General features: G+C 57.5%; 5 protein-coding genes and 1 pseudogene. 2 read left to right on the top strand and 4 right to left on the bottom strand.

Going from position 1 to position 4,553, the window contains the following annotated elements:
- Positions 1-353 (top strand): annotated as a pseudogene (locus tag P7F28_RS04215) (MFS transporter); the annotation flags it as partial.
- Positions 354-1,035: 682 nt separating this feature from the next.
- Complete coding sequence (locus P7F28_RS04210; RefSeq protein WP_277183187.1) at positions 1,036-1,752, top strand: Pr6Pr family membrane protein; 717 nt, start codon at positions 1,036-1,038, stop codon at positions 1,750-1,752.
- Between the two features lie 17 nt (positions 1,753-1,769).
- Here the strand turns inward: P7F28_RS04210 and P7F28_RS04205 are convergent, their stop codons facing one another.
- The 4 genes from P7F28_RS04205 to P7F28_RS04190 all read right to left on the bottom strand — a co-directional run.
- The gene (locus P7F28_RS04205; RefSeq protein WP_277183186.1) at positions 1,770-2,078 is read right to left on the bottom strand and encodes an EthD family reductase; all 309 of its coding nucleotides are present in this window, start codon (positions 2,076-2,078) and stop codon (positions 1,770-1,772) included.
- 28 nt (positions 2,079-2,106) lie between these two features.
- On the bottom strand, positions 2,107-3,039 hold the full coding sequence (locus tag P7F28_RS04200; RefSeq protein WP_277183185.1) for an MBL fold metallo-hydrolase: 933 nt from the start codon (positions 3,037-3,039) through the stop codon (positions 2,107-2,109).
- Positions 3,036-3,881 carry a quinoprotein dehydrogenase-associated SoxYZ-like carrier gene (locus tag P7F28_RS04195; protein WP_277183184.1) on the bottom strand — a complete coding sequence of 282 codons (846 nt, stop codon included), beginning with the start codon at positions 3,879-3,881 and terminating at the stop codon, positions 3,036-3,038. Before P7F28_RS04195 ends, P7F28_RS04200 begins: the two co-directional genes overlap by 4 nt.
- A gap of 12 nt (positions 3,882-3,893) precedes the next feature.
- On the bottom strand, positions 3,894-4,553 hold a 660-nt coding region (locus P7F28_RS04190; RefSeq protein WP_277183183.1), incomplete at its 5' end, for a quinoprotein relay system zinc metallohydrolase 2.

Genomic DNA, 4,553 nt, shown 5'->3' with positions numbered 1-4,553 from the left:
ACTTTTCGGTGGCGCTGGTGATCGGTGCGATCGGCTTTGCAGCGGCCGGATATGTGGGGCATCAGCCGGTCGCGGCGGTGATTGCGCTGTGCGTAGCGGCTGCGGGCATTCTGTCGGCGCTGTCCTTGTTCTGGGGCATTCCGGCGGCATTTCTCGCCGGTACGTCAGCGGCAGCCGGGATTGCGGGTATCAACTGTGTCGGCAATCTCGCGGGCTTTGTTTCGCCGTATATGGTCGGCTGGCTGAACGTGACCACGCACAACAACAGTATCGGACTCTATGCGGTGGCGGCGTTTATGGTGGTTGGCGCGTTCGCGGTGCGTTCCATTTCGGGCAAGCTTGCGGATCGTTGATTTCCTTAGCGCGATAAAGGCAAGCCGTCCGCTCAAACGCGGGCGGCTTCTTTCGTTTTATTGCAGCCAAAACAAAGTGAATACCGAAGTCAGACATACCGCAGCGTTTAAGTAAAAGAACCATCCCGACCTAAGCAGCGAGATACGTTTTCGAGGCGTTTTCATCGTCTTGTCGAGCGCGATACTCCAGAAATCCGCATAAATCACGATCGCACAGCACAGCATGAGCAAGGTGGTCAGAGAAGAAAGCGTGAGCAAAACTTCGGACGTCGCATTGTTCATTTGGTCTTCCCGCGTGCGCTATTTCAGATCAATCAAACCTTAAGGTTTGACCTCGTTCGCGCAGAGTATAAGGCGAGCTTTTTTGGCAGACGAATCAGGCAAACCCCAGTAAATGATCGTGCGCATTAAGCACGCGATAGGGGTTTCACGAGCCTTGCGCGCGCTAAAAGCTACTTAAGGGTTTTGGAGTAAAGCGCTTAGGAGCCGTCCGATGGAACCGAACGTATTCAGCATTTAATTTCTGTATTGCCCGCTGCCGTCGCGTGTCCCTCGACTTAAGCGGGCAACGTCTGGAGGACGTGGCTTGGCCCCACCTGTTGCGTGGGGCCTTTTTTTTGCGTGCATGACCAACGTTCGGCGCGCATCTGCGAGCCGTATCGCACGTCGATAAAATGGGTTGATGAACGCACACCATAAACACGAATTACCACTGCACACGCCGAGCACCGCGTCGCTGGGAACGGCGGCGGCGATCGCCATGATTGCGTGGCTCGCCATCGCAGCGCAGACCGATCTCACCGCAGCGCGCACGCTTGCACGCGGCATGTCCGTCGTGGATGGTTTAGCGCGCTTTAGCAGTTATCTCACCAATCTCACCGTGCTACTGACGGCGCTGTGTTTCACGTGCATCGCTACACGAACACGCATGCCGCTTGTGCGCTGCTTTCGTCAGCCGACTGTCGTGACGGCGGTGGTCGTGTATATCGTGTTCGTGGGCCTTGCCTATAACGCGCTGCTGCGATGGCTTTGGATGCCGTCGGGATATCGCGCGCTCGTCAACGAATCGCTGCATACGGTGGTGCCGGCGCTCGCAGTTTTGTACTGGGTGCTGTTCGTGCCGCGCTTTCACCTGTCCTTGCGGCAATGCATCTTATGGCTCGTCTATCCGCTGCTTTATCTTTTCATCACGTTATGGCGCGGAAGTGAGTCGGATTTTTACCCTTACTGGTTTATCAACGTTTCCGAACTGGGCTATGAGCGCGTGCTGCTGAATTCAACCATGCTCGTTGCGGGCTTTATCGTGCTGATGAGTGTGTTTCTCGTCATCAACCATCGGCGAGAAGATTTGCGTGTGCCGGAACCCGAAGTCGAATCGAATGATTCCGGCAACGCTTAGGCACGCTTAGTAAAGCGTTAAGCAGGCTTGGTATCGAACATAAATAGCTCGACGCCTGCTTGCGCGAAATTCGCCAGATCGCCCGCTGTTTTCTGGCCTTCTGGCGAACCTAACGCATCCTTGATGGCATCGAGCGAATCGAATTCAAGCATTGCCACCAGCCGGTACGGCGACTCGCCTCCCGCACTCGCCACCGGTCCCGCGCTGATTTCATAGGACCGCAAGCCGGGCAAGGTCTTGGCCAATGGCGCATGTGTCGATGTGTAGTAATCGTCAAAGGCTTTCGGGTCGGAAGGATGCTTGTACAACGCTACGAGCTGAGCCATCGTCGTGTCTCCTTGAGGTCTAAAAGATTCACTGCTTTTCCAACTGCAAGTAGATGCGTTGCACGTTTTGCGGCTGTGCAATCGCATAAATCTTGTAATGGCTGAAAGCGGGCAATTGAACGTTGTGCATGGCATCGGAAAGGCTCTGACCGGTCTTGTACGCGCGCTTGACCGACGCGTCCAGTTCACGCAGATACGTGCCCGTCAGCATGATCGAATCACCGCTCAAGGGCGGACCGAAACCGGGCACGACGCGCTTCAAATCGAGCGCGCGCACATGTTCGAGTGCGGCAAGCCAGCCGGGAATCTGCTCGTTGCGCAGTTCGGGAATGCGTCCGTTCGATACCAGCCCGCCCGCGAACAACACGCCCGTTTGTGTATCGAGCACGGCAAGATCGCCGGGTGTGCTGGCGGGTCCGAAATGCAGCAATTGCAGCGTACGGCCGCCGCTTTCGAGTTGCGTCGTGCCGCTCACCGTGCGATCCGGCACAGTCACGCGCGAGCCCGCCATTTCGTCTTCGCCCAAGGTCTTGCGCAAGTTGGCAAGACACACGGCGCAGCGCTCGCGGATCAATTGCGCGGCGCGTTCATGCGCAAGAATGGGCACGCCTTCATCGCGGAATGCGGCCGCGCCGAACACGAATTCAGGCGCCTGATGCGTGATGATGACGAGCTTCACCGGCAAGGGCGTAACAGCGCGAATGGCCTCGATCATCGCGCGTCCATAGCGATACGACGCGCCCGTATCGATCACCGTCACGCCGTCCTTGCCGACGATAAAGCCATTGTTCGCCACCATGCCGCGATTCGCGGGCGCAACGGCATCGCCCGTACCTTGGAAGACGTAGACGCCTGGCGCAATTTGCTTAGCCACCGGCATGCCGCTCAACGCTGCGAGCGTCGCGAAGCTCGCCATCAAAAGCGCCCATCCGATCCACCCGCGCCACGTGCGCGCCGTCATTTCATTGCCGAGGTTTGTGCAGCAGGTTGAGCGCTGATCGCAACCGCGCCTTCGAACTGTTTATTCTTGGTATCTTCTATACGCGCCTTCAATTCGGCGCTGCCGTTCGGGACGAAATAAAAGCGGAAATTCGGATTCTCGCTGATCGAGAAATTCACATTGGCGGTCATCACCGGCTTGTCCGCGTAGGTGATCGTCACCTTGCGAATAAAGTATGCCGAAGCATAGTTCCGCGTGACCTGATTCATCGCCATGCCGGTTCGATTCGGATGCCGAACCATCAACTGAGCGAGTTCCGGCTTGCCGGTTACGGCTTGTCCTTCCGCTTGCAAACGCACTTGTCCCGCCGCGTGCTCGGCCGCGTCTTCGTCCTTGTCAGCAGGTGCGGAACAACCACCCGATGCCTTTACGAAGCGTATCGCGCTATACAGGTGTCCGTCGTTCGTTTCGGCGATCACGCGCATAAACGTGTAGTCCTCCACACGCACGCGTGTTTCGATACTCGCGAGTCCCGACTCCGGCGTGAACTCGAACGATCCCGCATAAGGCTCGGGGTTTTCATCGATAAACAGATACAGCTTGCGGATATAGTGCGCGTTCGTCTGCGGAAATTGCGCCTTGATTGCGATGGGCACCACGGCGGCATCGGCGGCGCGCGCGGGTGCGTCGAGCTTGATGACGGCGTCGCCGTGTGGATCGATTGCGCGGTCCTTGAAAGTGCCTGATTTGAAGTCGAGCCAGCGCGCAACCTTGTCGGGATCGTCGTCGGGTTGCGCGGCGTGCGCGGCCTGTATAGCCGATAGCGCCAGCATCAGCGCGCTCGCAAGCCATATCGTCTTCATGATGTGCCTCCGTTACTGCTCCCACTCCAACTCAGCATACGCCGCCGTGACGTTGCGGCGCTGATACACGTCATATAGCAGCCATTTATCGCGCAGATTCAGACCGATTGTGTCCACCGCTTCCTGCATGGTTTTGCCGCCCCTGATTGCCGCACGCACATCGCGCGCCAGTCCGCTCAGGTATTGCTCCTCGTCATCGAGCGCCTGCTGCCAGTGTGCATCGATAGGGCCGTGACCGGGCACCACATGACGCGGATTCATCTGGCGGATACGCGGGATATCGTCGAGCCAGCCGAGCACGCTGCCATCGACCACTGGGATGCAGCGAACGAATAAAAGATCGCCTGTCCATAGCGTGCCGCTTTTCTCATCGTATACCGTCAAATCGTTGTTGGTATGCGCGGTTTTCCATGTGCGCAGCGTCAGCGTCCGGCCGCCGAGATCGAGCGTGCCGGTGCTATCGATCGTTTTCGTTGGTCCGATGATTTCACTGCCTTTCGCTTCATCACCTAACTCGCGATTCAACGCGCGCATATAGTTGTCCGCACGCGATGCCTCCGCCTGCGCGAGTTTCGAACTGCCCACGTATTGCGGATGATCGCTCTTGAACGCGGCATTGCCGAAAATATGATCCGGGTGCATATGCGTATTGATCACATAGCACACGGGCAA

Origin of the sequence: Caballeronia sp. BR00000012568055 (assembly GCF_029439455.1) — a bacterium.
Taxonomy (GTDB): domain Bacteria; phylum Pseudomonadota; class Gammaproteobacteria; order Burkholderiales; family Burkholderiaceae; genus Caballeronia.
The sequence above is the reverse complement of the archived record's forward strand: the minus strand, read 5'-3'. Positions and strand labels throughout refer to the sequence as shown.

Coding starts and splice junctions, on each gene's coding strand:
- P7F28_RS04210 (WP_277183187.1), top strand. CDS start 1,036: ATGAACGCACACCATAAACACGAATTACCACTGCACACGCCGAGCACC.
- P7F28_RS04205 (WP_277183186.1), bottom strand. CDS start 2,078: ATGGCTCAGCTCGTAGCGTTGTACAAGCATCCTTCCGACCCGAAAGCC.
- P7F28_RS04200 (WP_277183185.1), bottom strand. CDS start 3,039: ATGACGGCGCGCACGTGGCGCGGGTGGATCGGATGGGCGCTTTTGATG.
- P7F28_RS04195 (WP_277183184.1), bottom strand. CDS start 3,881: ATGAAGACGATATGGCTTGCGAGCGCGCTGATGCTGGCGCTATCGGCT.